Raw genomic sequence first — 26730 nt, 5'->3', positions numbered from 1 at the left:
CACGGACCCCGCCCCACCCGACCGCCACGCCCCACCTCCCGGAGGAAGACGATGCCCGCACCCCGTACCAAACGCCCAAGACGCCTCCGCCGCATCGCCCTCGCCTGCGCCCTCGCCGCGACGTTGGCCGCGAGCGCGTGCAACGGCGGCAGCGGCAAGCCGGCCGCGTCCGGCGACCGCGCCTACGAGTTGACCGCCAAGACGCCGCCCGGCACGCCGATCGACTCGTTCACCTGGTCGCTGTTCGCCGAACCCGCGTCGATCGACTACGCGTACGCCTTCGACTACCCGCCGAACCAGATCCTCGCCAACGTGTGCGAGAGCCTGCTGCGCTGGAACCCGGACCTGACCACCTCGCCCGGCCTGGCCAGTTCGTACACCAACCCGACACCGACCTCGTGGGTCTATGAGATCCGCCCCGGCGTGCGCTTCCACGACGGCACCGCACTGACCGCGGACGACGTGGTCGCCTCGCTGCGCCGCAACCTCGACCCGGAGGTCGGCAGCTACTGGGCCTACCCGTACCGCAACGTGCGATCGGTCGACAAGAGCGGCCCGATGCAGGTCACGGTGACCCTCGAGACGCCGGACTCCACCTTCAACAAGTACCTGGCCGCAAGCCCCGGCACGGTCGAGTCCGCGGCCACCCTGGCCAAGGCCGGCAAGGACTACGGGAACCCGGCCAAGGGCGTCAACTGCACCGGCCCGTTCGCGTTCTCCTCCTGGACCGCCGGCCAGTCGATCGTGCTCAAGCGCTTCGACGACTACTGGAACCCCGACCTCAAGGCCAAGTCGGGGCAGGTGAAGTTCGTCTTCCTGCCGGACGCCACCACCCGGGTCAACGCCTTCCAGACCGGCGAGGTGGACGGCGGCTGGATGGTCCCCGCCAACGCCTACGGGCAGTTGCGCGACACCCCGGCCGGCAAGCTCTACTTCGGCCGCAACACCACCGTCGCCGACGAGGTGGTCGGCAACCTCCAGGGCCCGCTCGGCGACGCCCGGGTCCGTCAGGCACTGCTGATGGCCATCGACCGCAAGGGCATCGTCGACGCCGGCGTGGGCGGCATCGGCCAAGTGGCGAACTCGCTGGTCACCGACGACGTGTGGACCGGCGCCCCCGGCCCGGTCCGGGACGAACTGACCAAGACGACGCCCACATACCCGTACGACGTGACCAAGGCGAAGGAACTGGCCTCCAAGGCCGGCGTCAACGGGCAGAAGATCGTGATCGCCACCAGCCCGCTGGACTCGCAGACCACGATCATCACCCAGGCCGTCGCCCAGGCCGCCACCGCGATCGGCCTGAAGCCGCAGATCGACACCATCTCGCCGGAGAAGTACTCCTCGCTGTTCACCGATCCCCAGGCGCGCAAGGGCATCGACCTGTTCCTGACCTTCTGGTACACCTCGATCACCGACCCGCTGGACATGTACGGCTCGCTGCAGACCGGCGCGTTCAGCAACTACGGCAGTTGGTCGCACCCGGAGTTCGACGCCGCGGTCAACCAGGCCCTGGGCGCCCCGGACCCCGCCGGGCAGTCCGCCGCGGCCGCGCAGGCCCAACAGATCGCACTGCGCGAACTCCCGTGGCTGCCGCTGTACACCTCGCCGGTGAGCGTCTTCCTCGGCAAGCGCATCACCGGCGTGCAGCCCTCCATCGCCTACCTCTACTACCCGTGGGCCGCCGAGATCGGGGCGAAGAGTTGACCCTCGCATCCTCGACCGAGGCAGCCGTGCCCGCCGCGACCCGCCGATCCGGCGGGCGCGGCGGGCGCGGCCCGGCGCTCGCCCTGGCCGCGCTGCGCCGACTCGCCGGCATGGCGACGACCCTGCTGGTCACCTCCTTTCTGGTGTTCTCCTCGCTCTACCTGGCCCCCGGCGACCCGGTGAGCTTCCTGGTCAAGGGACGCAGTCCCAGCCCACAGGAACTGGACACGATCCGCGAGCAGTACGGCTTCAACGACCCCTTTCCGGTGCGCTACTGGCACTGGCTGGAGGGCGTGTCGCAGGGCGACTTCGGCCGCTCGTACCTCTTCCACCAGGGCGTCGGCGACGTGGTCTGGGCCCGACTGCCCGCATCGCTCCTGCTGATCGGCGTCTCCATGCTGCTGATCGCGGTGTTCGGGGTCGGCGCCGGAATCGTCGGGGCGCTGCGCCGCGGGACCTGGGCGGACTCGACCGTACTGCTCATGGTCACCGTCGGCGCTGCGGTGCCCTCGTTCGTCGCGGCGATCCTGCTGCGCTCGGTGTTCGGCGTACAACTGGGCTGGTTCCCGACCTTCGGCAACGGCGAGGGGGCGCTGGACCGACTGCACCACGTGGTGCTGCCCGCGATCGCCCTCTCGGTGACCTTCACCGCGCTGGTCACCCGGGTGACCCGGACCGCGATGCTCGACGAACTGCGCCGCGAGCACGTCGAGGTCGCGCTCAGTCGCGGTATTCCGCGGCGCAGCGTGATCAGGCGACACGTACTGCGCAACGCGCTCGGACCGATCGTGACCGTCTCGGCCCTGCTCGTCTCCGGAATGCTGGTGAGCACCGCACTGGTGGAGACCGCGTTCGGCATGGCCGGCGTCGGCTCGCTGCTGGTGCAGGCGGTGAGCCAACAGGACTTCCAGGTGGTGCAGGCCGTCGTGCTGCTCGTGGTCGCCGCGTTCGTGCTGATCAACGCCCTGGTGGACCTGCTGTATCCGCTGATCGACCCGCGGGTCGCGGCACGAGGGAGCGCCCGATGAGCGCCGTCACGCTTGACTCCGCCACCGCCCCGCCACGCCGCGACCCGTTGCGCCGACTCCGCCGACTCGGCGGCTCGTGGCTGGTGAACACGTGCCTGGTCATCCTGGCGGTGTTCCTGGTGGTCGCCCTGGCCGCACCCTGGCTGGCCCCACAGGACCCCAGGTTCGGCGCGTTGTCGGAGACCTTCGCCGACCCGGGCGCCGCCCACTGGCTGGGCACCGACCAGGGCGGCCACGACACCTTCTCGGCCCTGATCGAGGGCACCCGGACCAGTTTGTTCGGGCCGCTGGCGGTGGTCGTCTTCGCCACCGTCGCGGGCATCGCCGTGGGACTGTTCAGCGCGTGGCGCGGCGGCTGGATCGACGCGGCCATCGGGCGCGTCCTCGACATCCTGTTCGCCTTCCCGGCGCTGCTGCTGGCGATCCTCGCGGTCGCCCTGTTCGGCAAGGGTCCGACCGCGCCGGTGCTGGCCATGGCCGTCGCCTACCTGCCCTACACCGCACGCCTGGTCCGCGGCCTGGCCGCCGCGGAGAAGTCCCGGCCCTACATCGCCGCCTACCGGATCCAGGGCCACTCACCGGTGTTCGTCTCGGTCCGCGGCCTGCTGCCCAACATCACACCCACCGTGCTGGCCCAGGCCACGGTCAACTTCGGCTACGCGCTGCTCGACCTCGCGGCGCTGTCCTTCCTGGGCCTGGGCGTGCAACCGCCTACGCCCGACTGGGGCTCGATGATCAACCAGGGGCAGTCCGCCGTCCTCCAGGAACGACCGCTCTCCGCGATCGTGCCCGCGGTCGCGATCGTGCTGGTGGTCGTCGCGTTCAACGTCGTCGGGGAACACCTCGCCGACCGGGTCGCGGGAAGGGACGCCCGATGACCCTGCTCGACATCGACGCGCTGAGCGTCACCCTCCCCGGCCTGGCCCGCCCGATCCTGGACCGCGTCGAACTGAGCGTCGCCGCCGGTGAAACCGTGGCCCTGGTCGGCGAATCCGGCTCCGGCAAGTCGGTCACCGCCCGCGCCGCGCTCGGCCTGTTCCCGCCCGGCGCCGACCTGGCCGGCCGGGTCCGGGTGGAGGACATCGACCTGGTCGACGCCGACGCCGCCCGGCTGCGCGAGGTGCGGACCCACATCGCGGCGATGATCTTCCAGGACCCCCGGGCCGGGATCAGTCCGGTGCGCCGGATCGGCGACTTCCTGACCGAGGCGCCGCGCCTGGTCGGCGGCTGGTCCCGGGCCCGCGCGAACGCCCGCGCGGCGGAACTGCTGGCCGCGGTCGGCCTGCCCGACCCGGAGCGCCACCTGCGACAATTTCCGCACGAGATGTCCGGCGGCATGCTGCAACGCGTGATGATCGCCGCCGCCCTGTGCGGCGAACCCAGGCTGTTGTTGTGCGACGAGCCGACCACGGCCCTGGACGTCGCCACCCAGGCCGAGATCCTGGCCCTGCTGGGACGCCTGCGCCGCGAGCGCGACCTGGGCCTGCTGCTGATCACCCACGACATCGAACTCGCGGCCGCCTCGTGCGACCGGATCTACGTGATGTACGCGGGACGGATCGTGGAGACCGCGCGCGCGGCCGAGTTGTTCGCCCGCCCCCGTCACCCCTACACCGCCGGACTGCTCGGCTCCTCCCCGCCGCTGGAAGGACCGTTGACCCGGCTCACCCCCATCCCGGGCGCGCCGATGAGCCTGTCGGAGTCCGCGACCGGGTGCGCGTTCGCGCCGCGCTGCCGGTTCGTCGAGCCGGGACGGTGCGATCAGGCGCCGCCCGCGCTCGAACCGCACGGCGCCGGTCGGGTCGCCTGCCATCGCGCGGACGAACTCGGGCCGTCCGTGCTCGCCCGCCTCGCCCCGGACTCGGAGGACCGTTGACCACCGACGTCACGCCCCATGACGGCACACCCCTGATCGAGGTCAGCGGCCTGCGCAAGACCTATCGCACCGGCGCCGGCGAGGTGGTCGCCGTCGAGGACCTGTCCTTCTCGCTGCCGGTCGGTGGCGCGCTGGGCCTGGTCGGCGAGTCCGGATCGGGCAAGACCACCACGGCCCGGATGCTGCTCGGTCTGGAACGCCCCGACGCGGGCCGGATCGTGGTGCGCGGCACGCCCCTGGCGGAAGCCGTGCGCGGCCGGGCCGCCCGGTTGGCCCGGGCCAAGGCGGTCCAGATGGTCTTCCAGGATCCCTACCTGTCCCTGGACGGACGGCTGTCCATCGGCGCGACGCTCGACGGCGTACTGCGACTGCACGGAGTGCGCGATCCGGCCGCCCGCGGCACGCGGATCGCCGAACTGCTGGCCCAGGTCGGCCTCGGCCCCCGGGAGGCCGCGACCCGACCGCGCGCACTCTCCGGCGGCCAGCGCCAACGCGCGGCCATCGCCCGGGCGCTGGCGGTGGAGCCCGCGCTGCTGGTCCTGGACGAGGCGGTCTCGGCGCTGGACGTCTCGGTCCAGGCGCAGGTGCTCAATCTGCTCGCCGACATCCGCCGGGACACCGGCATCGCACTGATCTTCGTCAGCCACGACCTGGCCGTGGTTCGCTACCTGTGCGACGAGGCGCTCGTGCTGCACCGGGGCCGTACCGTGGAGCACCGGCCCGTCGGCGACCTGCTCACCGCGCCCACCGACCCCTACACCCGACTGCTGCTCGCCTCGATCCCGCGCCCCGGCTGGGACCCGGAGCACATCGCCCGACAACGCCGCGAACTACCCGCACCGACCCCGGGCGCCGCAATCCCGAACACCCGGTGACGCGGCGGACATCGCCGGATCCGGCAGCGGACCGGGGCCGCCCCCGTGTCCGACCCGTCCGCGACCCCCGGCACCCGACGCACGCACCCCCGGAGGCAGCACGGTAGTTCTTCCGATCGACGGTGCTCCGGGGGTGCCCTCCCCGGCTGGGGAGGGCACCCCCGGAGCGGGGGATGCGCGCCTACCGGTGGAAGGTCAGGCGGTGTGACCGCGCAACTACCGGGCGGCCAGCGCGTGGATCGTCCCGTCGTCGGTCAGGGCGAACAGCCAGTCACCGCTGATGGAAGGCGCCGAAGCCGGCCCGGCGCCGAGGTTGTACTCGGTCAGCAGCTTGCCGGTGACGCGGTCCAGGACAACCAGCCGACCGTCCCAGGTACCGGCGTACACGAAGGACTCGGTCACCAGGGCGTGCATCGTCGGCGACCCGGCTCCCGGGGTGGTGCATCCCATCGCGACCCGCCACTTGTCGTCCTGGGGACTCTCGCCGGGCAGGTAGCCGACGCCGGTCTGCCACAACGGCTTGGCGGGGTCGACCGCCGTGGTGTCGTACGCGCGGACGACGCCGTCGCGCCCCGCGATGTAGGCGATGCCGCCCCGGACCGCGGGGCTGGTCACCGGGGCGGAACCGGGCTCGCAGGTGGAGCCGCCGCCCACACTCGACTGCCAGGTGACCGCACCCTGCTTCTTCGGGTCGTGCCCGCGGGCCCCGCTCGCGGTCATCGTCACGAGCTGCGGGTTGCCGTTCGCCGGATCGGTCAGGACCGGGGAGGAGTGGCTGTCGATCCCCCCGGCGGTGCCTTGCACCCACAGCCGGCTGCAGGTCGCCAGGTCCATGGCGACCAAGGTGCTGCTGGAGTCCGTGTGCAGGTATGCGGTGTCCGATCCCGGCTCGCGTACCGCCGTGCTGTGGAACTGGCCCCAGTTGGTCGCTCCGCCGAAGCCTCCCAGCAGGTCACCGCTCTTGGCGTCGCGGCACTGGATCCTGTCCCAGTCCTGGTAGACGGCGACTGTTCGCCGCGCGTTCTTCAGGTCGAACACGCTGACCGGCCCTCCGGCGCGGCCGTAGCGGCGCACCGTGTTCCCGTGCTGCTCCTCCTTCTCGATCGCCTGCCAGACCACTCGGCCATTGGACGCGTCGAGTGCGTAAATACGGCCGACCGCCGTCGTCAGGTAGACCTTCCCGTCGTCGAACGTCGGCGCGGACTCCGCGTCGCCGTCCAGGTACGTGCGCCAGATCTCGCGGCCGGACGCGACGTCGTAGGCGAGCATCATGCTGTGCGGCGAGTCGAACGCCCGGGACGAGACGATCACCTTGCCGTCGACCACCACCGATCCGTTGAGGTTGAACTGCTCGCCGGTGTTGGCCGCCCAGCGCAGGTCCAGCGCGGTGCCCGGTTCATCGGCACTCGCGGAGCGCCCCGCTTCGTCCCCGCCCTGACGAACCCAGTCCTGGCCGGTGTTCGGGTTGTCCAACCGACCCTTGGGAACCACCTCGAAGGTGTTCGTGATCGTGGTCCACGGCTTGCCCTTCGTGTCGACCGCGGTCATCTCCGCCGTGTACGCGCCGGGGGGAAGAGGTTTGGTCGCGGCGCTTGCCCGGGTCCAGGAAGTCCGCACCGCAGGACACGGCTCCGGTACGCCCCCGGGGGGCGTGTAGCAGTTTTGGATACCCGTCCTGGGCACCTTGCCACCGAACGTCAATCGGCTCTCCTCCCGGACCTTGCCGCGCGCGTCGCGGATGGTCAGCCGGGCCGTGGCCGGGGTGCGGCCGTCGTCCTCGGCGTAGAGTTCGATCGGGATTTCGGTACCCGTGCCGTGCACGCTGCCCTGCGCCGGGCTCACCAACGCGGCGTCGTCGTCGATGGCGAACTGGCGGTGGACGCCCATCACATAGCCGGTGTCCTCGTTCTCCGAGGTCCGGGGATTGTCGGTGATCCCCTTGAAGTCGAGGATCTTGTAGTCCGGGCGCGCGCCGTCGATACCGTACGTGCCTTGGTTGTTGACCTCGACCGACCGGTCGAAGGCGCCGCGACGGAACTCGGCCTGCTGGTTGTGGCCGGCGGCGAACATGCGTACGTCGTACTTGGCGAGTTCGTCGATGGTCGGCTGCATTCCGGCGCCGGGGCCCCACACGGTGAACAGGGAGCGATGCGCGAAGACGAACACCTGCTTGCCCACGGCGTGACGCTTGAGGTCCTCGCGCAGCCACGCCAACTGCGGTGCGAGGCCGCTGGAGTCGTAGTTGTTCTCGAGTACCACGATGTGGCGCCCGTTGCGGTCGAAGCTGTACCACTCGGGGCCCAGGTTTCTGCGGAAGTACTCCAGACTGCCGCCGTATCCCTGGGAGGTGGCGGTGCCGCCGACGTCGTGATTACCCATCACCGGGTAGAACGGGTGCCCGAGCTTCCCGTCGACCAGTCCCTTGCGCAGGATGTCGTACCCGCCCTGACGGCGGGGCTCCGCGGCGTAGTCGGTGACCGTCAGGTCGCCCGTCGTGATGGTCAGGGTCGCGCCGTCGACCTCGGACATCGCCTCGACCTGACCGGTCCACTGCGGCAGCGTCGTGGCCGCGGCCCCGTCCTGGGTGTTGCTGACCTCGACGTCGGAGACCATCTCCCACGTCTCGGTCGGATTGGCGGCGTTCCCGTCCGGCATCAGGGCGAAGTCGACACCGGTGCGGGGCCCGGTGCCGTCGGGCACCTTGCGGAAGAACCCCGGGACGTAGTCGTCGCGCAGGGTGGGCGTGTACCCGTTCGGCGAGACGATGCTGACGAGGTCCGTCTCCCGGCGCGACAGGTCCACCGAGAGGCTGTACGAGCCGTCGGCGCCGGTGGTCGTCCAGACCGCACCGTCGGTGACGTCGACGCCCGGCATCGGCGTCTCGCCGTTGTCCCGCACCCCGTTGGCGTTGCCGTCCGCGTACACCGTGCCCTGAACCGTCACCGGGGCGGCGGTCACCGCCGGGTCGGCGGCGAAGGCCACGCCGGAGACCGCCTGCTGCGCCAAGCCGGCCATGATCGCGGCACCGCCGACGGCGATCCTCGCGCGGCGTCGACGGGAGGCCCGGACCGGACGCGGCGGCAGCGCGCGGTATCGAAGCACCAGGCACACGATGACCAGCACGATCGCGGCGGCGAGCGCCACGCCCACCACCAGCGGGCGCCACGGGAACGAGAAAGCCGTGGGAGCCGCATGCACTCCCGCCGCGTCGACGATCGGCGTCGCCGCGGTCGCGTCGACCGTCGTGCCGTCGAACTCGGTGATCACCTGGGCCAGTTCGCCTTGCTTCAGCAGCGCGGACAGGTCCAACTTGTCGACGTGGCAGCCCCACGCCAGTTCGACCACGACACCGCCGGGTACTCCGCCGCTGTCGCCGGCGACGCCCGATCCGCTCGCGGGGCAGTCGGCGGTGAGCAGGCGCGACGCCCAGGCACCGGCCTGCTCCGGGGACACCAGGTCGCGGTGGACGATCAACCGCCCGCTGGTGACGCCGTCCTTGGTCGAGACGACGAGTTCGGCATGTTGTGGCGACACATGCGCCGACGCGGACTGGACTCCGAAACACAAACCGAAGACGAGCAGCACAAGACCTGCCTTGGCTGCCCCACATATCCATTTCATGCGGCGGAGGCTATTTCCGCCGGGCGTATTTTCCGCCGCGCGCGCGGAGAGTTTGTCGTCGGGACGGCGAGAGTTCGCCTATGGGCCATGTCGTGACGAAGCGCGATCGATTCCCTTCACGCAGCCGCCGCTCGCCCGTAACCCGGCAGGCGTCCGGCGAGTGATAGCCCGCTTCCCATCACGGACCGTCGTTTCGCCGGCGGCGAGGGCAGGGGGCGCCGCCGGGAATCCCTGCCGATCGGTCGCTTCCGAAGCGGGACCGCCGCTCTCCTCTCGCGGCCGGCCCGACCGCTGGTCACTCGGTGCGGATCGCGCCAAGTCCTCATCACCGCGGGGGCGTCGCGCGCGAACGACGCGACACCCGGCGAGGGAGTGCGATCCCGTGGCCGGCCGGCCCGCGGGAGCGTGTCATCGTCCCGCGGGTATCGTGCTCTCGACAGCAGCGGAGAGGGTGTGGGCGTGACGGCCGAGGCAGAGGGCTTCGATCGCCTGGTCGAACCGTTCCGTTCGGAATTGTTGGCGTACTGCTACCGGATGCTCGGCTCGGCGCACGACGCCGAGGACTTGGTCCAGGACACCTACCTGAGGGCGTGGCGGGCGCGCGAGCAATACGACGAGACTCGCAGTTCACCGCGTACCTGGCTCTACCGGATCGCGACGAACGTCTGCCTGACCGCCTTGGAGGCCCGCGGCCGCCGACCGCTGCCGTCGGGTCTGGTGGCCGCCTCGGAGCCGCTCGCGCCGCTCACGCCGGGAGAGAACCTCGCCTGGCTCCAGCCCCTGCCGGACTCCTTGCTGGACGCGGGCGATCCGGCCGGGATCGTGATCGAACGCGGCAGCCTGCGACTGGCGTTCGCCGCCGCCCTGCAACATCTGTCGGCGCGTCAGCGTGGCGCGCTGATCCTGCGTGACGTGCTCGGCTTCTCCGCGGCAGAAGCAGCGGAAATCCTCGGCACCACCGTCGTATCGGTGAACAGTTCCCTCCAGCGGGCGCGTACCCGGGTGAAGGAGGTCGGGGGTCGACCGGAGCGTGTCGGCGAGCCGTCGACCGCCGAGCAGCGCGCCTGGGTCGATCGCTACATGAAGGCGTTCGAGCAGGCCGATGTCGAGGGTCTCAAGCGGCTGCTCACCCAGGACGTGATCATGGAGATGCCGCCGATGCTCAACTGGTTCGCGGGCCGCGGCAACTACGGCCTGTTCATGGAGTGGGTCTTCGAGGCCGCCGGAACGGACTGGCACCTGAAGCCGGTCGCGGCCAACGGCCGGCCCGGTTTCGCCGCCTACCGGCGCGTCGGTGGCGGATACGAGCTGCACACGCTCCAGGTCTTCACCGTCACCACCCAAGGCATCAGCCGGAATTCGGTGTTCCAGGAATCCGAGGTCTTCGGTCCCTTCGGACTGGCGACCCGACTCGACGCCCGGGGACTAGCGACCATCTGATCGCCGCCCGGGTGAGCCCGATGAGGATCGACGCCGACGGCGTGTACGGGCAGTCGTAGCCGGACTGCTTCGTGCCGGGGTACGGCCCGGAGGTGATGCCGATCCGGCAACGTCTCCCGGTCGAGCACGCCTCGACATCTTTTTACCGCGGGCGCGATGAGTTCCGACCCCGCCGCCGGTATGTAGTGACGAGTTCGCCGGAACACCCCGGGCGAACCGTTCACAAGGGAGATCCGATGTCCGACAGTCGTGCGGAAGACCGGGCCGCCATCCAGGCCGTCCTGGTTGACTCCTACAAGGCCTGGGAGGGCGGCGACGCCGAGCGCATGGTCGCCGACTACACCGTGGACGCGACCGCCATCATGACCGGCTCGCTCCGCGACAGCCGAGAGGTGATCCGCGAGAACATGGCCCTGGCCTTCGCCGGGCCACTCAAGGACACCTCGACCTACAACAGGCAGCTCAGCCTCCGCTTCGTCGGCAGGGACGCCGCGATCGTCGTCAGCGAATCCGGCATCCTCTTCCCCGGCCAAGCCGAGGTTCCGGACTCGGGCAAGGTGAACGCGACCTGGGTTTTCGAGAAGCGGGACGGCCGGTGGCTCATCGCCGCCTATCACAACAGCCCGGCGGCGACGCCTGGGCAGTGAACCCTTCCCGGTAACCGGTGGGCGGTAACCGGTGGGCGGTAGCCGTGTGTTGCGGCCATACTCGGCGTGTATACGCGCCGAGTATGGTCCGCCCGCCGGCCCTCGGCCGCCAGGATCGGCGCGCACTACGCGCCACCGTCCCAGGCCCGCCGTCGAAGACGGGCTCGCCACGTGCCTGCCCATTGCCGCGCCCATGTGTGGAACGCCGTCACCGGGTGGGGGTAGCCCCCCGATGGATACGGCCGCGAGCCCCATCGTCGGTGGACTGCGTTGCCCGACAGGCTTGTTGCTCACGGGGATCGGCCCCGAGGTTCACAACTCGGAAGAATCGGGGGCTGGGATGAAGCGCGTACATCGGGTGTTGGTGACCGCGGCAACGGCTTTGGCGGTGGTCGCGGTGCCGTCCGCCGCGCTTGCGTCGCCGGCGAAGGCGGATCGCAGCGGGTTGCAGAAGGGGCTGGACGACATCACCGCGAACGGCGCCGTGGGTGCGCTCATGGAAGTGCGTGGCGACGGCGGCGTGTGGCGGGGCACGAGCGGTGTCGCCGCGTTGGGCACGACGCGGGAGATGCCGGCGCACGGCCGGTTCCGGGTGGGCAGCATCACGAAGACGTTCGTGGCCACCGTCGTCCTGCAACTCGTGGACGAGGGCCGGTTCCACCTGGACGACACGGTCGAGAAGTGGCTGCCCGGCGTCGTCCCCGGAGGTCATCGGATCACCGTGCGGCAACTCCTCAACCACACGAGCGGGGTGCCCGACTACCGTCGCACGCTGCCGATGCCGCCGACGCCGGAATTCGAGGCCGACCGGTTCCGGACCTGGTCCGCGACCGAGCTGATCCAACGCGCGGTGGCCCAGGCGCCGACTTCCGAACCGGGGACCCGGTACGCGTACTCCAACACCGGCTACCTCCTGCTCGGCGAAATCATCCGGAAGGCGACCGGCCGGTCGTACGCCGAGGAGATCGAGCGCCGGATCATCGAACCGCTGCGGTTGCACGGCACCTCGCTGCCGGGGACGTCGTCGCGTATCCGCGGGCCGCACCCGCACGGCTACATACCGGTACGGCAGGGCGACGAGACACGACTCGTCGACTTCACCGAGATGAATCCGTCGCTGATGGGCGCGGGCGGCGAGATGATCTCCACGACCCAGGATCTCAACGGTTTCATGGCCGAACTGGTCGGTGGGCGCCTCCTGCCCGGTCGCCTGCTCGACGAAATGAGGACGGCGGGCGTCGAAGGGAGGCAGTACGGGCTGGGACTGCAATGGCAGGACACCTCGTGCGGGGTTCGCGTATACGGCAACGACGGTGACGCCTTGGCCTACCAGACCTGGTCGTTCTCCACGCAGGACCGGCGCCGCCAGGTCACGATCGCACTCACACCCGACTTCCGCGGTGACCCCGACGACGCCGTCGAAGCCCTCCTGGACAAGGCGATCTGCGACTGACCGTCGACCGGCCGAATTTCCGAGAAGGACGGTGAGGTCTATGCCGTAGCCAACTCGGAGGGAGAGATCCGCTTCAACGAGATCTGGGCGGGAGTCGACGATCGGCAGGCCATCCTGGCGTCGATCAAGAACGACGTGGCCGAAGGATACTGGGCCGGGGGCTCCCCGGAGAATCCGATGGCAATCGCAACGCACTAATTCGGTCATATTCTTCAATTCACCGCCCAGAAACTCGGGAAGAACGGTGGGGCCGTAAAAGCGAGCGACATCATATCGAAAATCGGACGCAACGCGCGGCGCACGCGAAACAACACCTCCACCGTCGAAGCGGAGCGGGTGCTGGGGAAATATGCGACCGAATTCAAGAAGCTCGACGGCCAAGAGTGCGAACTGCAGGGCCTGGCCTATGAGTCCGTCGAGCTCGGTGCCCGCCTTCCGCACCAGCTCAGCGTGGACGCCTACGGCGAACTGATGAAGGGACTCGGCCGTCCTTGGTCAGGGACGGAGACGGCCGCCGCTCGACCATGCGAGAACGTGTACGAGACAACGTCCAAGAAGCGAAGAGTCTGATCTCCCGCCCGATGCGAAAGGTCGGCGGGGCCGTACTCCGCCCCGCGCGCAAAGTCGGCGAGGCCACGGCGCGCCTCACCCACGGATTTCGCAATGCGCTGCCGGGCTTCAAGCCCCGCGTCTCCGTTCCGTCCTCGGCGCTCAACGACACCAACAGGCCCTTGCCCGACGTCTTCCGGTGGGCAACGCCCGAGGTCGTGACCGCGCTGAAGGCCGGGGGGCAGACAGCGACCCGCGGCTCGGGCGCCGCGCTGGAGAGCCTCGGCTTCGAGCCGGCCGCCCGGACACGAACGAACTCCCGGGCATCGATCGATCACCTGCTGCGCGACCCCGCTCTCAGCGCACTGACGGCGATGGGCGCCGGAGCGGACAAAGCCCTCGAACGGGCATGACGATCCAAGGGACCGGGAGCGCCCCGGACAGCCGATCTGGGACGGCCGACCGTGTCGTACGGTTCAGGCCGGCCCGGTGCGGCGCCGACCCGGTCCCCGCGCCCAAGGCTCGGGGCGCCCGAAGGCCGCGCCTGTGGTGCTTCGTCTTTCGAGCAAGCTGCAGTCCGGGCCAACATCCGCACCGCCGTCGAGGGCTCCCTCAAGCGCCTGCGCACCGACCGGATCGACCTCTGCCACCAACACCGGGTCGACCGGAACACCCCCATCGAGGAGACCATCGGCACCGTGGCCGAGCTGGTCACGAAGTCGTCGGTGTCCCAGACCCGTCCTCCGCCGCGTCCAAGTCCACGCCGGTGATCTCGCGTAACGCGCGCCGTCCCTCAAAGTCCGAACTCGGCACGGGCGATGCCCAATGCGAAGCACGCCTCACGGATGACCGTCCGCTCGCTCGGGTCGAACCTGCCGTCGGCGCCGCCGATGACGATGCCGATCTGGATGACCGCGCGCGCCTCGTCCGGTTTCGTCTTCGCCTTGGCGATCTCCTTCATCACCTGTGCCTTGCCGAGCCGGAAGTCGGTCGACAACCGATCGGCGTGGGCGCGGAAGCGACGCTGCAGGTCGTCCTTGTCGAACTGGCGCAGAGCTTCGTTGTCGGCGATCAACTGTGCGACCTTCCGCGCCTCGGCCTCGTCGATCCTCCCGTCCGCGGCGGCGACCAGCGCGCACATCGCCATGCTCGCGTCCCGGAACGCGTCGCTGGTCAGATCCTGCCTCTTCGCGGTCAACTGCGTCTGCATCTGCTGAACGGACTGCTTGACCTTGTCCCACAGGGGCATGACGTCTCCGTACGTTGCCGCGTCTCCGATCCCGCGCGGTAGCCGCTCGGGCGCACTCCATCCCGACCAACGTAGAGGAACACGGCGTGCGGATGCGGCGCGGGTCGCTAGTGCGCCGCATCGGAGTCAGGTGTCGGTCGCCCGGGCGAGGAGGGCGGCCAGGGCGGCCGGTTCCTGGACGGCGGAGATCGGGGGGCCGCCGTCGACGAGGAGTGTCGGCACGCCGGTGATGCCGTTGTCGGCGGCTCGGCGTTCGTCGGCTCGGACTTCGTCGGTGAATGCGGTGCCGGCCAGGAGTTCGCGTACCCGGCCCGGCGACAGGCCGGCGCGGGTGCCCAGGGTGCGGAGGACCCGGTGGTCCGCGATGTTTTGGCCCTCGGTGTGATAGGCGTGCAGCACGTGTTCCAGGACGCGGTCGGCCAGGTCGGTGGTCGCGGCCAGGTGGATCAGGCGAATGCGTCCCGGGCAGCTTCGGCGAGCGGGGTACCGAGGCTGTCGGGGAGCAGTTCGGCTTCGGACAGCGCGGCGGGCAGCGTCTGGCGCGCGGCCTCGGCGGTGGCGGCGGAAACGCCGTCCGGCATGCGCCCGTCGATGGATTCTGCGTAGACGGCGGCGGCGACGCTGCCCATGACGGCGATGCCCAACGCGCCGCCGAGTTCCGCTCCGGTCTCGGACACCGCCGAGGCGGCGCCGGCGCGTTCGGGCGGAACCGCGTCCAGACCGGCGCCGGTGCCGAGCGCCATGAAGGGTGTCAGTCCCGCGAAGAGGAGAACTGATCCGGCCACCAGGACCGCCGGATTGCGGTCCACCTGGGTGAGCAGTACGGGACCGAGGATCGCCAGGGCGGCGCCGGCGCTCATCAGCACGGGCGGGCGGATCCGGTCGGCCAGGCCGGAGGCCGCCGGCGCCACGGCGGCACCGGTGACCGCGGTGGGAAGTTGCCAGAGCCCCGCCTGCAACGGCGGGTAGCCGAGCACCAGTTGCAGGTACTGCGAGGTGAGGAGACTGGTTCCGAGCAGGAGGAAGCCGACCAGCACCATGCCCGAGACCGCGACCGCGAACGCCGGCGTCCGGAAGAGCCCGAGATCCAGAAACGGCTCGGCCGATCGGCGCTGCCGGCGCCCGAACACGACTCCGGCCGCCACGCCGAGGGCGAGCCCGGACAGGGATGGCACGCCGGGACCGTGGACCGCGAGTTCCTTGATGCCGTACACAACGGCGAGGGGTGTCACCAGCGACAGGGCGAGACTGGCCGGATCCGGACGCCCGACACCGCGTGCGGGTGGATCCGGAAGCAGGAACATGCCGGTGGCAAGCAACATCGCCATGGTCGGCACGGCGAGCAGGAACACCGACCCCCACCAGAAGTACTGCAACAGCACCCCTCCGACCAGGGGGCCGAGCGCGTCGTCGTCCGGGACCTCGCGTCGTTGTGCGACGACGCGCACCTGCTGTTCACGTTGCGCGTCGCGCTGCCCGAGGTGCGGGTGCACGCCGCGCGCGACGCCGACGGCGTGAACGCGTGGATCCACGACGGCGACACCGCCTGGGCCGTGTACTCCGCACAATCGGGCGGCCGAACCACGCTGTACCAGGGCGGAGCGCGGCGACCGGGCGACGAGTTGGAAACGGCCTGGGACCGGTGGATCGCGGCGGCCGGTCCGGGGCTGTACGACTACGGAATGACCGTCACGCCCGCCACGCAGTACGTCTGGGCCCACCACCCCGACACCGGGCCCAGGTGGCCGGCGACCACGTAACCGCGTGTGGACGCCCGGCCGCGGCTGTATCGCCTTCTGTGACCGTTCGCCAAAGACGACACCGATGGAGCATGCCGAGCAGGCCCGATGCTTCGCGTTGATCGCGTTGGGTGGCAACCGTTGGATCGCGCCGACGACATCGCTTCAACAGGCCGGCAACCCCGCAGCGAGCAGCGAGCTTTCGCCGCCTTCCCGAGGGCGCCCACTCGACCGTGGCGACCATACGGGAGGGCGGGTCGGGGCCGACGGTCGCCCACCGGCCCGACCCTCTGCGAACCCGAGGGGGGTTGCGTCCTGGTGGCGGCCGGCTCGGCCGCCACCCACCCCCTTCGTGGTACCTCGACGTCGTCGCGATCCCTGCGGTGCACGTCCGGATCCTCGGCCGGCGGTTCCCGGCGCCCCCGCGCCGTGGCCCCGGAACAGCCGCCAAGGCGTGGCCGAAACGGCCTACCTCGAAGAATCTCGAAGAATTCCGCATGCTCCGTGCCCCTGGCCCCATGGCCGTTCGGGCCGCCGCGCTCCGGTCGAGGTATCCCGATCAGGCTTTGCCGTATTTCCAGCCGGTGCAGAAGTCCGTCGCCTGGTTCCGGCAGAGTCGGATGCGGATGTCGCCCGACCCGTAGTAGACGTAGCTCGCCTTGGTGCCGTACCCCGTGTTGTTGTACACGGTCGTTCTCGTGCTCCAGACACCATTGGTCTTGCCCTGCAGTTGAATGAACACGCCGTAGCCGTCGGCCCGCATGTCCCAGACCGTGCCCTCGTTGTCGACGGCGTCGTAGTACGACGAGGCCACCATCGCACTGCCGACGTAGAGCGAGATGTAGTCCGTGCCGGCGATCGCCTGGGCCTGGCCGGTCATCGTGACAGTGGCGGTGAGCGCGAGCCCGGCGGCTGCGCCGGACTGGGCGATCCGCTTGGTGATGGTACGCAAGGACGTTCGTTCCTTCCTGGAACAAGAAGACATTCGGGCGAGGGGTCGTTCGGGCAAGGGGTCGAGCCGGGTCTGCGCAGCGCTGCCGGCGGCACAACGCGCTCGTTCGCCGCACGTCATGGACAGCATCGGCGTTGCCGCTCCCGGCCTGGTCCGGCGGTGGCCGGCGCAGGAATCGAAGACGCCGACTCAGGCAGCCGCAGACCGGGTACGCATGGGTGTACGGGCGGATCCGTTGGGAGACGACGACAGTCAGCGGATGTGCGAATCCAGGATCACCGCGGGACAGGCGGCACTTCGAGGAGTTCCCCCGCTTCCCGGACTACAGCGCCGCGCGAACGTGTCGGCGGAGCAGGGAAGTTCCGATGATCCGGCGGAACGCTCGCGACACACGGGCGGTGATCCCGTCGGCGACCGCCGACGGCGGCGTGTCCCGTAACGAAGTCACCTCGAATCCTGACGGCATGATCGTCCTCTTCTGTCACGGCACCTATCCAGGCCGGCCAAAGTCTCGTCTCGGTGCGGTCGGCGGTGATGAGCACGCTAGAGGGGGAAACCCGGACCGAACTACGACCGTCGTGCACCAATTTCCGCGGCGGATGGGGCCTTGTGCACCATCTCTCCCACCGGATGTGCGTGGCGGACGCCACCGCTCGTCCACCGGAGGGATCGCGTGCACCGACGCGCGCGGCGTCGCTGAAGGCCCGGGCGTCCGGAGCAGCGTCGAACCGGTGTCGCCGTCCCCTCGTACGGCTTCCGCGCGCCGGCCACGAATGCAGCACTCGGGAGGGGAGGGTGCGGGTTCGCCTCCGACTCCCATCAGGTCTCGCCGATCCGGTCTCGCCGATCCGGTCCGGCGAGTTCGCGGGGGTTTACCCGTTCCGTTGTGTGGACACTCGGGTGTTCGTCCGCGGGCGCTTTCATCCTGCGGTGTCACGCGAGGAGCGACGAACATGACAAGCAGGTACGGGCGTGCCGCGGGAGCGATTTCGATCGCCGCGGTCCTGGTCCTGACCGCGGCGGCGTGCGGTGACGACGACAACGACGGGGGCGGCGACACGTCGACGCCCTCCGCGATCGTGTCCGCGCTCGAATCCGCCGGCAAGGAGGCCAAGGACGCCGTCGCGTCGGCGAGCGCGTCCGCGGCGTCCAAGCTGGACGAGATCAAGGACGGCGTCGACGCCAAGGCGGACGCGAGCGTCGGCCCGACCAGCGTCGACGGGGACCGCACCACGGCCGAGGTGACCGTCGCCAACGGGACCGACAAGAGCGCCGAGTACACGCTCACCGTCAACTTCCGCGACGACGCCGGCAACATCCTGGACGTCGTCGTGGTCGACATCGACAACGTCGGCTCCGGCAAGCAGGGCAAGACCACCGCCCGCAGCCACCGCACCCTCTCGGGCCCCACCAAGGCCGACATCGGCCGTGCGATCCGGCACTGAACACGCCGGGGCCGGGCAGGGCCGAATCCGGACCGCACGGCCGGATCCGGCCCGACACGCCGGTCGGGGCTCCTCCAGCCTCGCGCGGCCGACCAGCGCGGGACGCCCGCCCCGACCGTGCGGCGCCACCGTCGTCGACGGCAGCCGGCGCGAGGAGCGTCAGGAGACGTCGCCGGCGGCTTCCCGGATGGCCTTGTCGATGTCCTTCGAGCTCACGTCGAGATCCTTGGCCACCTGCTTCTCGGCCTTCAGCTCGGCCTTGGCCAACGCGTGCTCGAGCGTGCTCTCGCCGACGATCACCAACGCGGCCTCGCCCTCGTCGATGAGCTCCCCGAACTCCTTCACGTCGGCTCGGGACATGCCGCGCCACAGGTGGCCGCCCACCCCGCCCGCGGCCGCCCCGACGATGGCGGTGCCCACGATCGCCGGCGGGAACAAAAGGCCGACCAGCGCACCTGCCGCGGCACCGCCCCACGCGCCGTGCCGGGTAGCCGTCTCGTCCTTGTTGACGTGCACTTTCCCGCCATCCTTGGTCACCACCGACGCGTCGTAGCTGCCGACGGCACCGAGCGTGTGAAGCTCCTTCACGACCTGGTAGTCGGCACGAGCCGCGGTCTCGTCCGGATAGGTCCCGATGTAGATGAACACTGCCTCGGGCTTCGCCATCCCATTGATCCTTCCTGTGCTCACCCCTGGCTCACCGCACCCGGAAGGACACGGCGACGATCGACGGCCGCACCACGGAACGTAGGCGACGGACCCGCCCAGGCCGAAAGCCGTCCGATCTTGTGGGTCGGTTCCAGCATGTGCTCCTCCACCCGACTCGGCATCCCGTGCGACGGCAAGCCGACCACCGCGCCACCGGCGCTGCGGATCGCGTCCTTCGGCAGGGCCGAAGGTGAGGCCGACGGTGAGGCGGCGACCGCGGTCAAGCCGAGCCGGGACGGCCACGCGCGGCGCCGTCTGCCAGGTCCGCTCGACCGGTGCACCGAGCAGCCGACCTGCCGGAGCGAACAGGCCCGGCCCGGCGTTGCCGGTGAGCGTTGGGTTCAACGGTGAACGTCGGGTTCGACGTGAGCAGCGGAGCGGGCCGAGTCCACGATCCACGAAGCCTCGCCGGGCGTTGCTCTATGCTCGCGACGATCAACGTTGGGCGAGTTCGGGGGAACGTCATGCGTCAGAGAATCATCGGTGTCGTCGCGGTGGGGGTGCTCGGGCTCGGGAGCCCGATGTGGCTGTCCGGCTGTACCTCGTCGGATGGCTCGGGTTCCTCCGCGTCGAAGGGATCCCCCGGGCCGGCGAATGGCCCGAACACCGGGAAGGGGCCCGCCTATTCGGGTCCCACGCTCCCGGGGCTCCAGCCGGGCCCGGTGTGGTCGCTCCCGACGCCGGACGGGGCGGGCGGCGAGATGCCGAACGTCTTTCCGGTGGGTACCGCGGTTGTTGTCGCCACCCCGAACGGCGCACGGACGGCGGTGGAGTTGCGGGACGTCGCCACCGGACAAGTCCGCAAAACCTTCACCGCCGACGGCCGGGTCAGCGGTGAAACGTGGTGGGGCAAGCCGGCGATCGTGGTCCGGGGACAGCGCGTTGTGCCGTCGGACGGCCTGAGCGCCGAGAAGCGCTCGTGGTCGGTCGACGCGTACGACGAGCGCGGCGAGCCGCTCGGGCGAGCCGAACTGCCCTTGTTGGGGCGGGAGAACACCACAGGCGCCGCGGTCGAGGACGGCTGGCTGATCCGGACCACCGACAGCCGCCCGGGTGGGAGTGTGACCGTGTTACGTGCCGGCGACACGGGGCCGGGGCATCAGTTCACCTGCGCGAGCGATTGCGGTTTCTCGGTCGGGGGTGGGCGTCGCGCCTCGGTGGTCGGTGGTGGCGAGGTGCCGCTCCTGGTGAACGGAACGGTGTTCACGGTCGAGCGCACGGGCACCGCCACGCTCGCCCCGCGTCGGATCGTCGCCCATGACGCGGCCTCCGGCGCGCGGCTGTGGGCCACGGATACCGTGGAAAAGCCGGCCGGGGCCGATGCGAAGGCATACGACACCGGCTCGCTGCCGGACGTCCTCGGCTCCGTCGGCGGCAAGATCGCCATCGCGTGGGACACGAAGCCGTACGGCCAAGCCGCGGTGCTGAGTCTCCACGATCCGGCCACCGGTCGCCTGGTGGCCACCGGGCCCACCAGTCCCGAAGGGGCCTCGACCGTCCTCAGCGACGCGACCGGCGCGGTGGCGGTGCTGGGCAGTGGCGGCAGCAAGTCGCGGAGCACCGTCTGGGAGCCAGCGTCGGGCCGTATGTTGTGGCAGCAAGCCGCGGACGAACGCCCGCTCAGCGCCGACAGCGTCGTCGGTGGTGTGCTCTACGGGATCCGGGCCGACCAGGACATGATGAGCACCAGGACCCCCATCGCCGTCGACGTGCGCACCAAGCAGGTTCTGGCGCAGGGCTTCGACACGATCTACCTACCGAAACCGATCGGCGACCGCTTCGCCGTGGTCACCACCCGCCCGGCGATGTTCGTCTTCGCCGTCCAGCCCCGGTAACCGCCGAGCGCCCAACCTCGTCCCGGAGTTCCTCGCGTCGCGCGCACGCCCGCGCCCGCGCCCACGCGAGGAACTCCGGGCGTTCTTGAACGGATCGCCGAGGCTCGTGCACTCGAGTCGCAAGGTGGCCACCCACAAGAACCGGTGGACCCCACCTCGCGGGGGTACCGGGGACGCCTGCACGCGCACGTCGTCGGAGCCGGTCGGCCCGTGAGCGGGTCTTCGGCGGGTTCCCGACGCGCCGCGGGTGTACGAGCCACCGGCCGGGCATCGTTTCGATCGGCCGCACCCGGTACGCCGTCGTCCGCAAACCTCGGGAGCCGGAGCCGGAGCCCGGAATCCGGAGCCGCCGCGTTCGGGTGAACGAACGCGGCGGCCGGTTGCCCGAAGGGGCGGGCGGTCGTTGGGGGTTCGTGCCTCGCATTCGCGGGGCACGACGGACGAATTTCGGGAGAGTACCTGTGAACACGTTCAGGAAGGCCACCATCATGGCCGCCGGTGCCGCCGCGCTGGTGATGACCGGCGCCGGGGCCGCCAGTGCCGGGGCCGACGCGGACGGCGCGGCCGTCGGCTCCCCCGGCGTGCTCTCCGGCAACAACGTCCAGGTCCCGGTGCACATCCCGGTCAACCTGTGCGGGAACACCGTCAACATCATCGCCGGCGGCAACTTCGCGTTCGGGAACACCTGCCTGAACATCGACGGTGACGACGACCACGGTGACCACGGCGACGGCCGGCACGGCGCCGGCCTCGCCGGAAACCACGGCTGACCCACCGAGGGACACCCTCCCTGGGACGTTCCTCCACGTCCCACACCACCGAGACCCCCGCGCCCGCATCCCGCGGGGGTCTCGGCACACCCGCGACCACATCCGCCACGACGGGGCCACCGGGTCGAGTTGCAGCGGCGTTGGCGCCTGGGCTCCGAAGACACTCGAGAGTCGTCCGGGTGTCGGATGTCGCGAGTTTCGAAGGCGCCGGGCTCTGGGGGCGGAGTCAGGAAACGCCGAGAACGGCCTTGCCGCGGACGCGGCCGTGGCCCAGGTCCTCCAGCGCGGTCGCCGTGTGCTTCCAGTCGGCCCGGTAGCCCACGTCGGCGCGCAGTTTCCCGTGGACCGCGTGGTCGAGCAGGGCGGCCAGGTCACGGGCGTCGTCGGCGTCCGGGCTGTCGTGGTGAGCATCCAAGAGGTGGCTCAGCGGGCCGGTGTCGGCGCGACGACCTTCCACCGGCACTTCCCCACCAAAGGCGACGTCGTCGGCGAAGGCGCCGGATCCAGGCGGCGCGATGCCACCACCACGGGGCCGACGCTCGTCCGCGATCGGGGGTGGCCGCTCGCCGACGCGTCGGCCGTGTCGGCCATGTCGTCAGCGCCCATGGACGGGCCGTCGTCGTCGACCGGGCGATGGGTCACGGTATCTCGAGGCCGGCGTCGCGGTCTCGGTCCGCTTCGGTCCCGGCGCGTTGCTCGGCGGTGAGTCGGGTGCCCAGGTGTCCGTTCTCGACGAGTGTGGCGAGAGTGTCCATGACGACGCGGGCGCCGAGCTGCGACGTGGTGTCGGCGACGTCGTACGGCGGGGCGATCTCGACGAGGTCCATGCCGACCAGGCCCTCCTGCGCCACCATCCGCACCGCCTTGAGTGCTTCGCGCGGCGACATGCCGCCGGGTTCGGGTGTGCCGGTACCGGGGGCGCAGCCCGGGTCGACCACGTCGATGTCGAAGGAGAGGTAGACCGCGTCCGCGTCCTTCCACGCGATCTCCAGGGCGATCTCCATGACGCGGTCGACGCCGAGTTCCTCGACGTCGAACATGGTGATGACCGTCGTGTCGCGCTCCTCGGCGACCTGGACGCCGGAGTGGTTGCCGATCCAGCCACCGATGCCTATCTGGACCAGGTTCGACGCGGGTACGTTCGGCAGGTCGGTGGCGTGCGACCAGTGGGTGGTGTGCATCCGCTCGTCCATGGTGGTGATGGCGGTGTCGATGTGCCGATCGAAGTGGATGATGCCGAGCCTGCCGTCGACGTGCTCGGCGATGGCCTTCGCGTCGGGATAGCCGATGCTGTGGTCGCCGCCGATGATCACCGGGAACGCACCCGCGTCGAGGATGTGGGACACGCCCAGGTCGACCTGGTCGAAGGTCTTCTCGATGTTGGCGGGGATGACGAAGATGTCGCCGGCGTCGCCGATGGTGATCTCCTCCAGCAGGTCCATGCCCAGGTCGGGGCTGTACGAGTCGTACAGCGCCGAGATGCGGCGCACGGCCTGCGGCCCGAATCGGGCACCGGAGCGGTAGGTGGTGCCCATGTCGAACGGTGCGCCCACCACGGCCACGTCGTAGCGACCGATGTCGCGAATGTCCTCGACGTACGGGGACTTCAGGAACGTCGGGATACCCGCGAACATCGGGTCCAGCCCCCGCGAGAACAGCGAGATGTTGCGGTCCTTGACGGACCGCGCGGCCTCCAGCCCCAGGTCCAGGGAGCGCTCGACCAGTTCGCGCCGCTTCACCTCGGGCACGTCCTTCAGCCGCCGCCGGGCGCGCATCCCCGACAGGGCCGCACGCTCCGTGGACGCTCCGGCGCCCTCGGTGGCGCTCTTCGGCGGGTTGGGCCGCAGCGGATTGCGGTGATGGCGCTCGTTGTACGCGCGTTGACGGTCCATGACGGCGTCCTTCCCGGGCACGCCCGGCTGCCGGCCGTCTCGAGGAATCGGGGCCCGATGGGGACTGTGCCCACCCGTCCCATGCTGCCTCCGAGTCCCCGCCCCTGCCATCCAAGGCGACGCGGGCGCGAAGCGGCGGCTGTCGTCGACCCGTCCCTTCGAGACGCCCCGGCGTCGCGTGGGATGTGGTGCGCTTTCGGTCCGGGTACGCGTGTGGCAACGGCGGTGTCGTCGCGGGCTAGTCGACCGGTTCGTGCTCCGGGATCGAACCGGCCAAGGCCGCCAGGGCCCGCAGAGCCGCCGAAAGCGCGTCCGGGGTCTGGGAGGCCAGTCCCAGTCGGATCGCATCGTGGGCGGTGGCGGGCGGGACCGCGAACGCGGCGCCGGGTGTGACCGCGATGCCCCGGCGCGCGGCCGCCGCCACGAACGTGTCCGCCCGCCACGGTTCCGGTAGTTCCCACCAGCACATGTAGGCACCGGGAGCGGTCCTCAGCCGGAAACCCGCGAGCTCGGAGCGGACCGCTTCCTGACGGACGCGCGCGTCCACGCGCTTCGCCTCCAGAACGGAGCCGAGTGTGCCGTCGCTCATCCACCCGGTGGCCGCCTCCAAGGCGTAGCGCTGGGCCGTCCACGCACCGGTTCGCAGCGATGCGCGCACCGCGCCGGCGATCCGAGGCGGGACGACCGCCATCCCGATGCTCAGCCCGGGCGTCACACGTTTGGACAGGCTGTCGACGACGACGGCGTACTCCGGAGCCTTGAGGGCGATCGGCGGCAACGCGGCGTCGTCGAACCGCGACCAGACCGCGTCCTCGATCACCGGAAGCCGCAACCTGTTCGCCAGGGCGGCGAGTTCGTTCCGCCGCTCGGCCGGCATCGTGATCGAGAGCGGGTTGTGCAGCGTCGGTTGGAGGTAGATCGCCTGGAGTCTCGCCGCACGGTGCGCGGCGGCGACGGCCGCGGGCCGTACACCGGCGGAGTCCATGGCCAGGGGGACGAGAACCACACCCAGCCGTGCGGCGATCGCGCGGACCACCGGATAGGTCAGTTCCTCGACCCCGAGCCGGCCTCCGGGCGGAACGAGCGCGGCGATGGTGGCGGCGATGGCCTGGCGCCCGCTGCCCGCGAAGAGGATGTCGGCCGGATCGGGGGCCCATCCGGCACACGCCAGTGTCGTCGCGGCCGCCGCCCGGGCCTCCGCGGTTCCGGACACGCCGACGGGGAGCAGGGCGTTGCGCAGGACGTCGGGCCGCTGCATCCGCGCGAGGCCCTCGGCGAGCAGCGGAAACTGCTCGGGGACCGTGGGCACGCTCAGTTCGAGATCGGCGGGCGCGTTCGAGGGCTCGGACAGTGCGAGGGGGCGCTCGGCGGCGGCGCGGACGAAGGTGCCGCGGCCGACCTCACCGAGGATCAGTCCCCGTCGACGCAATTCGGCGTAGACGCGCCCGGCGGTGGAGGTGGCGATGCCGTGGGTGCGGGCGAACTGCCGTTGCGTGGCCAGTCGATCGCCGGGCCGGAGCCGCCCCGCTTCGATGTCCGCCTGGACCGCGTCCGCCACGCGTCGGAAGTCTTCCATGCAAGTGCACCGCCTCGTAGCGTCCCCGAATTCTCAATTGCACCGAGTGCAATTCCATGATTGCACTGAGAACAGGATGTGCATAGCATCGCATGGTGATCGGTGCACGGGTGATGCACGCGGAACCGCCGCAGTACCGGCGGGGCCGCCGCGGTACCACTCGACCCGGTCCCAGTCGTCGACCTCGTCGACACCACGACCCGAGCCCGCACTCAGGCGAGTGCCCGTCTCGGCCGACTCCGACAAGGCCGGAGACGATGCATCCCGACTTCTTCACCCTCGGCCGAAGTCCGTTGCCCCAGCGTCTGGGTCTGTCCACCAGGGGCCTGACCGGCCCGGGGATTCAGAGAACGTCCGAGGCGGGCCGACGGGCTCGAACCGTCCTGCGTCAAGCCGTCGACCGCGGGGCGCGCCTCGTCGATGTCGAGGACACCGCGGAGGAATTGGTCGCCCACGCGCTCCACCCCTATCCGGCGCACCTCCTCGTCGCGGCCCGAGCCGGCGGCACGAACACGCGTACCGATCGTGCGTCCGCGCCGGATCACCCCGATCGGCTCCGTAGGCAGTGCGAAGCCGGCCTCCGCGGACTGCGAACGGAGGCGATCGACCTCTACCGCCTGCCCGCGGCGGATCCCGCCGAGACGCCGTCCTGGATGGACCGACTCGGCGTGCTGGCGGATCTGCGCCGCGCGGGAAAGGTACGCCACATCGGCGTCGAGGCGAGCAGCATCGCCGAGGTGCGGCAGGCCATGACGATCACCGAGATCTCCGCCGTCCACGCCCCGTACAACGTCGCCGATCGCACCACCGAGGACCTTCTCGGATTCTGCGAATCCCAACGCCTGGTGTTCGTACCCCGACGGCCCCTGGGTACCGGAGCCCGGACGAGCTCGGCCGTCACCGCCGTGGCCGAACGCCACGGAGCAAGCGCCGCCCAGATCGCGCTGGCATGGCTTCTCACCGACTCGCCGGTGCTGCTCCCGATCGTTGCCCCGAGCACACCCCGACAACTGGACGCCTACTGGGCGGCGGCCGAGATCGACCTCTCCGACTTCGACCTGGACACCCTGAACGCACTCCCCCGAACGCCCACACCGGTGTGACGCGTCACCCGCGTCCGCGTCCGAGCTCGTATCCGCGCTCGCATCCGCGTCGCCCCCGGCCGCTCGGCGACCCGGTGAGCCCATGCCGACCGCAGGCGACACGGCTCCGATACGGCTCCTCGTCGAGCAGGCGGCCCGCGCTTGGCGTCGCTTGGCCGACCCGGACACCGGCGCGGGGCGGCAAAGCACGGCTCGGGCTCAGGCTCAGACGAGGACGGTGGTGTTTTGGGGGGGCGCCCCCGGGGGGGGGGGGGGGGCCCACACC

Annotated in this window: 24 protein-coding genes and 1 pseudogene; 16 read left to right on the top strand and 9 right to left on the bottom strand. The window is 70.6% G+C overall.

Annotated elements, in window-relative coordinates; translation table 11 throughout:
- The first annotated feature begins 51 nt into the window (after nucleotides 1–51).
- The 5 genes from ACWCPW_RS17310 to ACWCPW_RS17290 are packed head-to-tail and all read left to right on the top strand — an operon-like array spanning nucleotide 52 to nucleotide 5486.
- Nucleotides 52–1707 carry an ABC transporter substrate-binding protein gene (locus tag ACWCPW_RS17310; RefSeq protein WP_449762400.1) on the top strand — a complete coding sequence of 552 codons (1656 nt, stop codon included), beginning with the start codon at nucleotides 52–54 and terminating at the stop codon, nucleotides 1705–1707.
- Between the two features lie 26 nt (nucleotides 1708–1733).
- On the top strand, nucleotides 1734–2735 hold the full coding sequence (locus ACWCPW_RS17305; protein ID WP_449762399.1) for an ABC transporter permease: 1002 nt from the start codon (nucleotides 1734–1736) through the stop codon (nucleotides 2733–2735).
- Nucleotides 2732–3613, top strand: coding sequence for an ABC transporter permease (locus tag ACWCPW_RS17300; protein ID WP_449762398.1), 882 nt, complete (start codon nucleotides 2732–2734; stop codon nucleotides 3611–3613). Before ACWCPW_RS17305 ends, ACWCPW_RS17300 begins: the two co-directional genes overlap by 4 nt.
- Nucleotides 3610–4611 carry an ABC transporter ATP-binding protein gene (locus tag ACWCPW_RS17295; protein ID WP_449762397.1) on the top strand — a complete coding sequence of 334 codons (1002 nt, stop codon included), beginning with the start codon at nucleotides 3610–3612 and terminating at the stop codon, nucleotides 4609–4611. Before ACWCPW_RS17300 ends, ACWCPW_RS17295 begins: the two co-directional genes overlap by 4 nt.
- The gene (locus ACWCPW_RS17290; RefSeq protein ID WP_449762396.1) at nucleotides 4608–5486 is read left to right on the top strand and encodes an ABC transporter ATP-binding protein; all 879 of its coding nucleotides are present in this window, start codon (nucleotides 4608–4610) and stop codon (nucleotides 5484–5486) included. The genes ACWCPW_RS17295 and ACWCPW_RS17290 overlap by 4 nt, the downstream gene beginning before the upstream one ends.
- Before the next feature lie 216 nt (nucleotides 5487–5702).
- Here ACWCPW_RS17290 and ACWCPW_RS17285 read toward each other — a convergent pair whose 3' ends face one another.
- On the bottom strand, nucleotides 5703–9107 hold the full coding sequence (locus ACWCPW_RS17285) for an outer membrane protein assembly factor BamB family protein (protein ID WP_449762395.1): 3405 nt from the start codon (nucleotides 9105–9107) through the stop codon (nucleotides 5703–5705).
- A gap of 459 nt (nucleotides 9108–9566) precedes the next feature.
- Between ACWCPW_RS17285 and ACWCPW_RS17280 the strand changes: the two genes are divergently transcribed.
- The 5 genes and pseudogenes from ACWCPW_RS17280 to ACWCPW_RS17260 form a co-directional block, all read left to right on the top strand.
- Nucleotides 9567–10547, top strand: coding sequence for a sigma-70 family RNA polymerase sigma factor (locus ACWCPW_RS17280; protein ID WP_449762394.1), 981 nt, complete (start codon nucleotides 9567–9569; stop codon nucleotides 10545–10547).
- A 236-nt stretch (nucleotides 10548–10783) separates the two neighbouring features.
- Nucleotides 10784–11194 (top strand): SgcJ/EcaC family oxidoreductase, encoded by a 411-nt coding sequence (locus tag ACWCPW_RS17275; protein WP_449762393.1) that lies wholly within the window; start codon nucleotides 10784–10786, stop codon nucleotides 11192–11194.
- A 340-nt stretch (nucleotides 11195–11534) separates the two neighbouring features.
- Nucleotides 11535–12647 (top strand): serine hydrolase domain-containing protein, encoded by a 1113-nt coding sequence (locus ACWCPW_RS17270; RefSeq protein ID WP_449762392.1) that lies wholly within the window; start codon nucleotides 11535–11537, stop codon nucleotides 12645–12647.
- Nucleotides 12648–13228: 581 nt separating this feature from the next.
- A complete protein-coding gene (locus tag ACWCPW_RS17265; protein WP_449762391.1) occupies nucleotides 13229–13609 on the top strand; it encodes a hypothetical protein in 381 nt (126 codons plus the stop codon).
- Nucleotides 13610–13777: 168 nt separating this feature from the next.
- Nucleotides 13778–13924: pseudogene (locus ACWCPW_RS17260) on the top strand (aldo/keto reductase); the annotation flags it as partial.
- A gap of 65 nt (nucleotides 13925–13989) precedes the next feature.
- Here ACWCPW_RS17260 and ACWCPW_RS17255 read toward each other — a convergent pair.
- The 3 genes from ACWCPW_RS17255 to ACWCPW_RS17245 form a co-directional block, all read right to left on the bottom strand.
- Nucleotides 13990–14445, bottom strand: coding sequence for a tellurite resistance TerB family protein (locus ACWCPW_RS17255; RefSeq protein ID WP_449762390.1), 456 nt, complete (start codon nucleotides 14443–14445; stop codon nucleotides 13990–13992).
- A 126-nt stretch (nucleotides 14446–14571) separates the two neighbouring features.
- Entirely contained in the window at nucleotides 14572–14844 is a 273-nt protein-coding gene (locus ACWCPW_RS17250) for a DsbA family protein (protein WP_449762389.1), read from the bottom strand.
- A gap of 47 nt (nucleotides 14845–14891) precedes the next feature.
- Nucleotides 14892–15893 (bottom strand): MFS transporter, encoded by a 1002-nt coding sequence (locus tag ACWCPW_RS17245; RefSeq protein WP_449762388.1) that lies wholly within the window; start codon nucleotides 15891–15893, stop codon nucleotides 14892–14894.
- Between ACWCPW_RS17245 and ACWCPW_RS17240 the strand changes: the two genes are divergently transcribed.
- Nucleotides 15876–16205, top strand: a complete 330-nt coding sequence (locus ACWCPW_RS17240) for a hypothetical protein (protein WP_449762387.1) — start codon at nucleotides 15876–15878, stop codon at nucleotides 16203–16205. The genes ACWCPW_RS17245 and ACWCPW_RS17240 overlap by 18 nt on opposite strands.
- A gap of 538 nt (nucleotides 16206–16743) precedes the next feature.
- On the opposite strand, the gene ACWCPW_RS17235 is transcribed toward ACWCPW_RS17240, so the two are convergent.
- Nucleotides 16744–17136: a hypothetical protein gene (locus ACWCPW_RS17235; RefSeq protein ID WP_449762386.1), complete on the bottom strand. Its 393-nt coding sequence runs from the start codon at nucleotides 17134–17136 to the stop codon at nucleotides 16744–16746.
- 953 nt (nucleotides 17137–18089) lie between these two features.
- Here ACWCPW_RS17235 and ACWCPW_RS17230 point away from each other — a divergent pair.
- On the top strand, nucleotides 18090–18581 hold the full coding sequence (locus tag ACWCPW_RS17230; protein ID WP_449762385.1) for a hypothetical protein: 492 nt from the start codon (nucleotides 18090–18092) through the stop codon (nucleotides 18579–18581).
- A gap of 159 nt (nucleotides 18582–18740) precedes the next feature.
- Here ACWCPW_RS17230 and ACWCPW_RS17225 read toward each other — a convergent pair whose 3' ends face one another.
- The gene (locus tag ACWCPW_RS17225) at nucleotides 18741–19247 is read right to left on the bottom strand and encodes a DUF1269 domain-containing protein (protein WP_449762384.1); all 507 of its coding nucleotides are present in this window, start codon (nucleotides 19245–19247) and stop codon (nucleotides 18741–18743) included.
- A gap of 761 nt (nucleotides 19248–20008) precedes the next feature.
- Here ACWCPW_RS17225 and ACWCPW_RS17220 point away from each other — a divergent pair.
- Complete coding sequence (locus ACWCPW_RS17220; RefSeq protein ID WP_449762383.1) at nucleotides 20009–21124, top strand: hypothetical protein; 1116 nt, start codon at nucleotides 20009–20011, stop codon at nucleotides 21122–21124.
- Between the two features lie 461 nt (nucleotides 21125–21585).
- On the top strand, nucleotides 21586–21894 hold the full coding sequence (locus ACWCPW_RS17215; RefSeq protein ID WP_449762382.1) for a chaplin: 309 nt from the start codon (nucleotides 21586–21588) through the stop codon (nucleotides 21892–21894).
- Nucleotides 21895–22120: 226 nt separating this feature from the next.
- Here ACWCPW_RS17215 and ACWCPW_RS17210 read toward each other — a convergent pair whose 3' ends face one another.
- Nucleotides 22121–22351 carry a hypothetical protein gene (locus ACWCPW_RS17210; protein WP_449762554.1) on the bottom strand — a complete coding sequence of 77 codons (231 nt, stop codon included), beginning with the start codon at nucleotides 22349–22351 and terminating at the stop codon, nucleotides 22121–22123.
- On the opposite strand from ACWCPW_RS17210, the gene ACWCPW_RS17205 reads away from it, so the two are divergent.
- A complete protein-coding gene (locus ACWCPW_RS17205) occupies nucleotides 22244–22600 on the top strand; it encodes a helix-turn-helix domain-containing protein (RefSeq protein WP_449762547.1) in 357 nt (118 codons plus the stop codon). The two genes, ACWCPW_RS17210 and ACWCPW_RS17205, sit on opposite strands and share 108 nt — an antisense overlap.
- Here the strand turns inward: ACWCPW_RS17205 and speB are convergent.
- Both speB and ACWCPW_RS17195 read right to left on the bottom strand, forming a co-directional pair.
- Complete coding sequence (gene speB, locus ACWCPW_RS17200; RefSeq protein WP_449762381.1) at nucleotides 22533–23786, bottom strand: agmatinase; 1254 nt, start codon at nucleotides 23784–23786, stop codon at nucleotides 22533–22535. The two genes, ACWCPW_RS17205 and speB, sit on opposite strands and share 68 nt — an antisense overlap.
- 238 nt (nucleotides 23787–24024) lie before the next feature.
- Entirely contained in the window at nucleotides 24025–25362 is a 1338-nt protein-coding gene (locus ACWCPW_RS17195) for an aminotransferase-like domain-containing protein (RefSeq protein ID WP_449762380.1), read from the bottom strand.
- Nucleotides 25363–25619: 257 nt separating this feature from the next.
- Here ACWCPW_RS17195 and ACWCPW_RS17190 point away from each other — a divergent pair, with 257 nt between their 5' ends.
- Entirely contained in the window at nucleotides 25620–26465 is an 846-nt protein-coding gene (locus tag ACWCPW_RS17190) for an aldo/keto reductase (protein ID WP_449762379.1), read from the top strand.
- Nucleotides 26466–26730: the final 265 nt, after the last annotated feature.

The sequence above is a fragment of the Embleya sp. NPDC001921 genome (genome assembly GCF_053594475.1).
Note: the sequence above shows the minus strand (reverse complement) of the source record. Positions and strands in the feature narration are given on the sequence as shown.

Coding starts and splice junctions, on each gene's coding strand:
- ACWCPW_RS17265 (WP_449762391.1), top strand. CDS start 13,229: ATGCGAAAGGTCGGCGGGGCCGTACTCCGCCCCGCGCGCAAAGTCGGC.
- ACWCPW_RS17270 (WP_449762392.1), top strand. CDS start 11,535: ATGAAGCGCGTACATCGGGTGTTGGTGACCGCGGCAACGGCTTTGGCG.
- ACWCPW_RS17230 (WP_449762385.1), top strand. CDS start 18,090: ATGACAAGCAGGTACGGGCGTGCCGCGGGAGCGATTTCGATCGCCGCG.
- ACWCPW_RS17300 (WP_449762398.1), top strand. CDS start 2,732: ATGAGCGCCGTCACGCTTGACTCCGCCACCGCCCCGCCACGCCGCGAC.
- ACWCPW_RS17275 (WP_449762393.1), top strand. CDS start 10,784: ATGTCCGACAGTCGTGCGGAAGACCGGGCCGCCATCCAGGCCGTCCTG.
- ACWCPW_RS17225 (WP_449762384.1), bottom strand. CDS start 19,247: ATGGCGAAGCCCGAGGCAGTGTTCATCTACATCGGGACCTATCCGGAC.
- ACWCPW_RS17285 (WP_449762395.1), bottom strand. CDS start 9,107: ATGAAATGGATATGTGGGGCAGCCAAGGCAGGTCTTGTGCTGCTCGTC.
- ACWCPW_RS17195 (WP_449762380.1), bottom strand. CDS start 25,362: ATGGAAGACTTCCGACGCGTGGCGGACGCGGTCCAGGCGGACATCGAA.
- speB (WP_449762381.1), bottom strand. CDS start 23,786: ATGGACCGTCAACGCGCGTACAACGAGCGCCATCACCGCAATCCGCTG.
- ACWCPW_RS17190 (WP_449762379.1), top strand. CDS start 25,620: ATGCATCCCGACTTCTTCACCCTCGGCCGAAGTCCGTTGCCCCAGCGT.
- ACWCPW_RS17310 (WP_449762400.1), top strand. CDS start 52: ATGCCCGCACCCCGTACCAAACGCCCAAGACGCCTCCGCCGCATCGCC.
- ACWCPW_RS17295 (WP_449762397.1), top strand. CDS start 3,610: ATGACCCTGCTCGACATCGACGCGCTGAGCGTCACCCTCCCCGGCCTG.
- ACWCPW_RS17255 (WP_449762390.1), bottom strand. CDS start 14,445: ATGCCCCTGTGGGACAAGGTCAAGCAGTCCGTTCAGCAGATGCAGACG.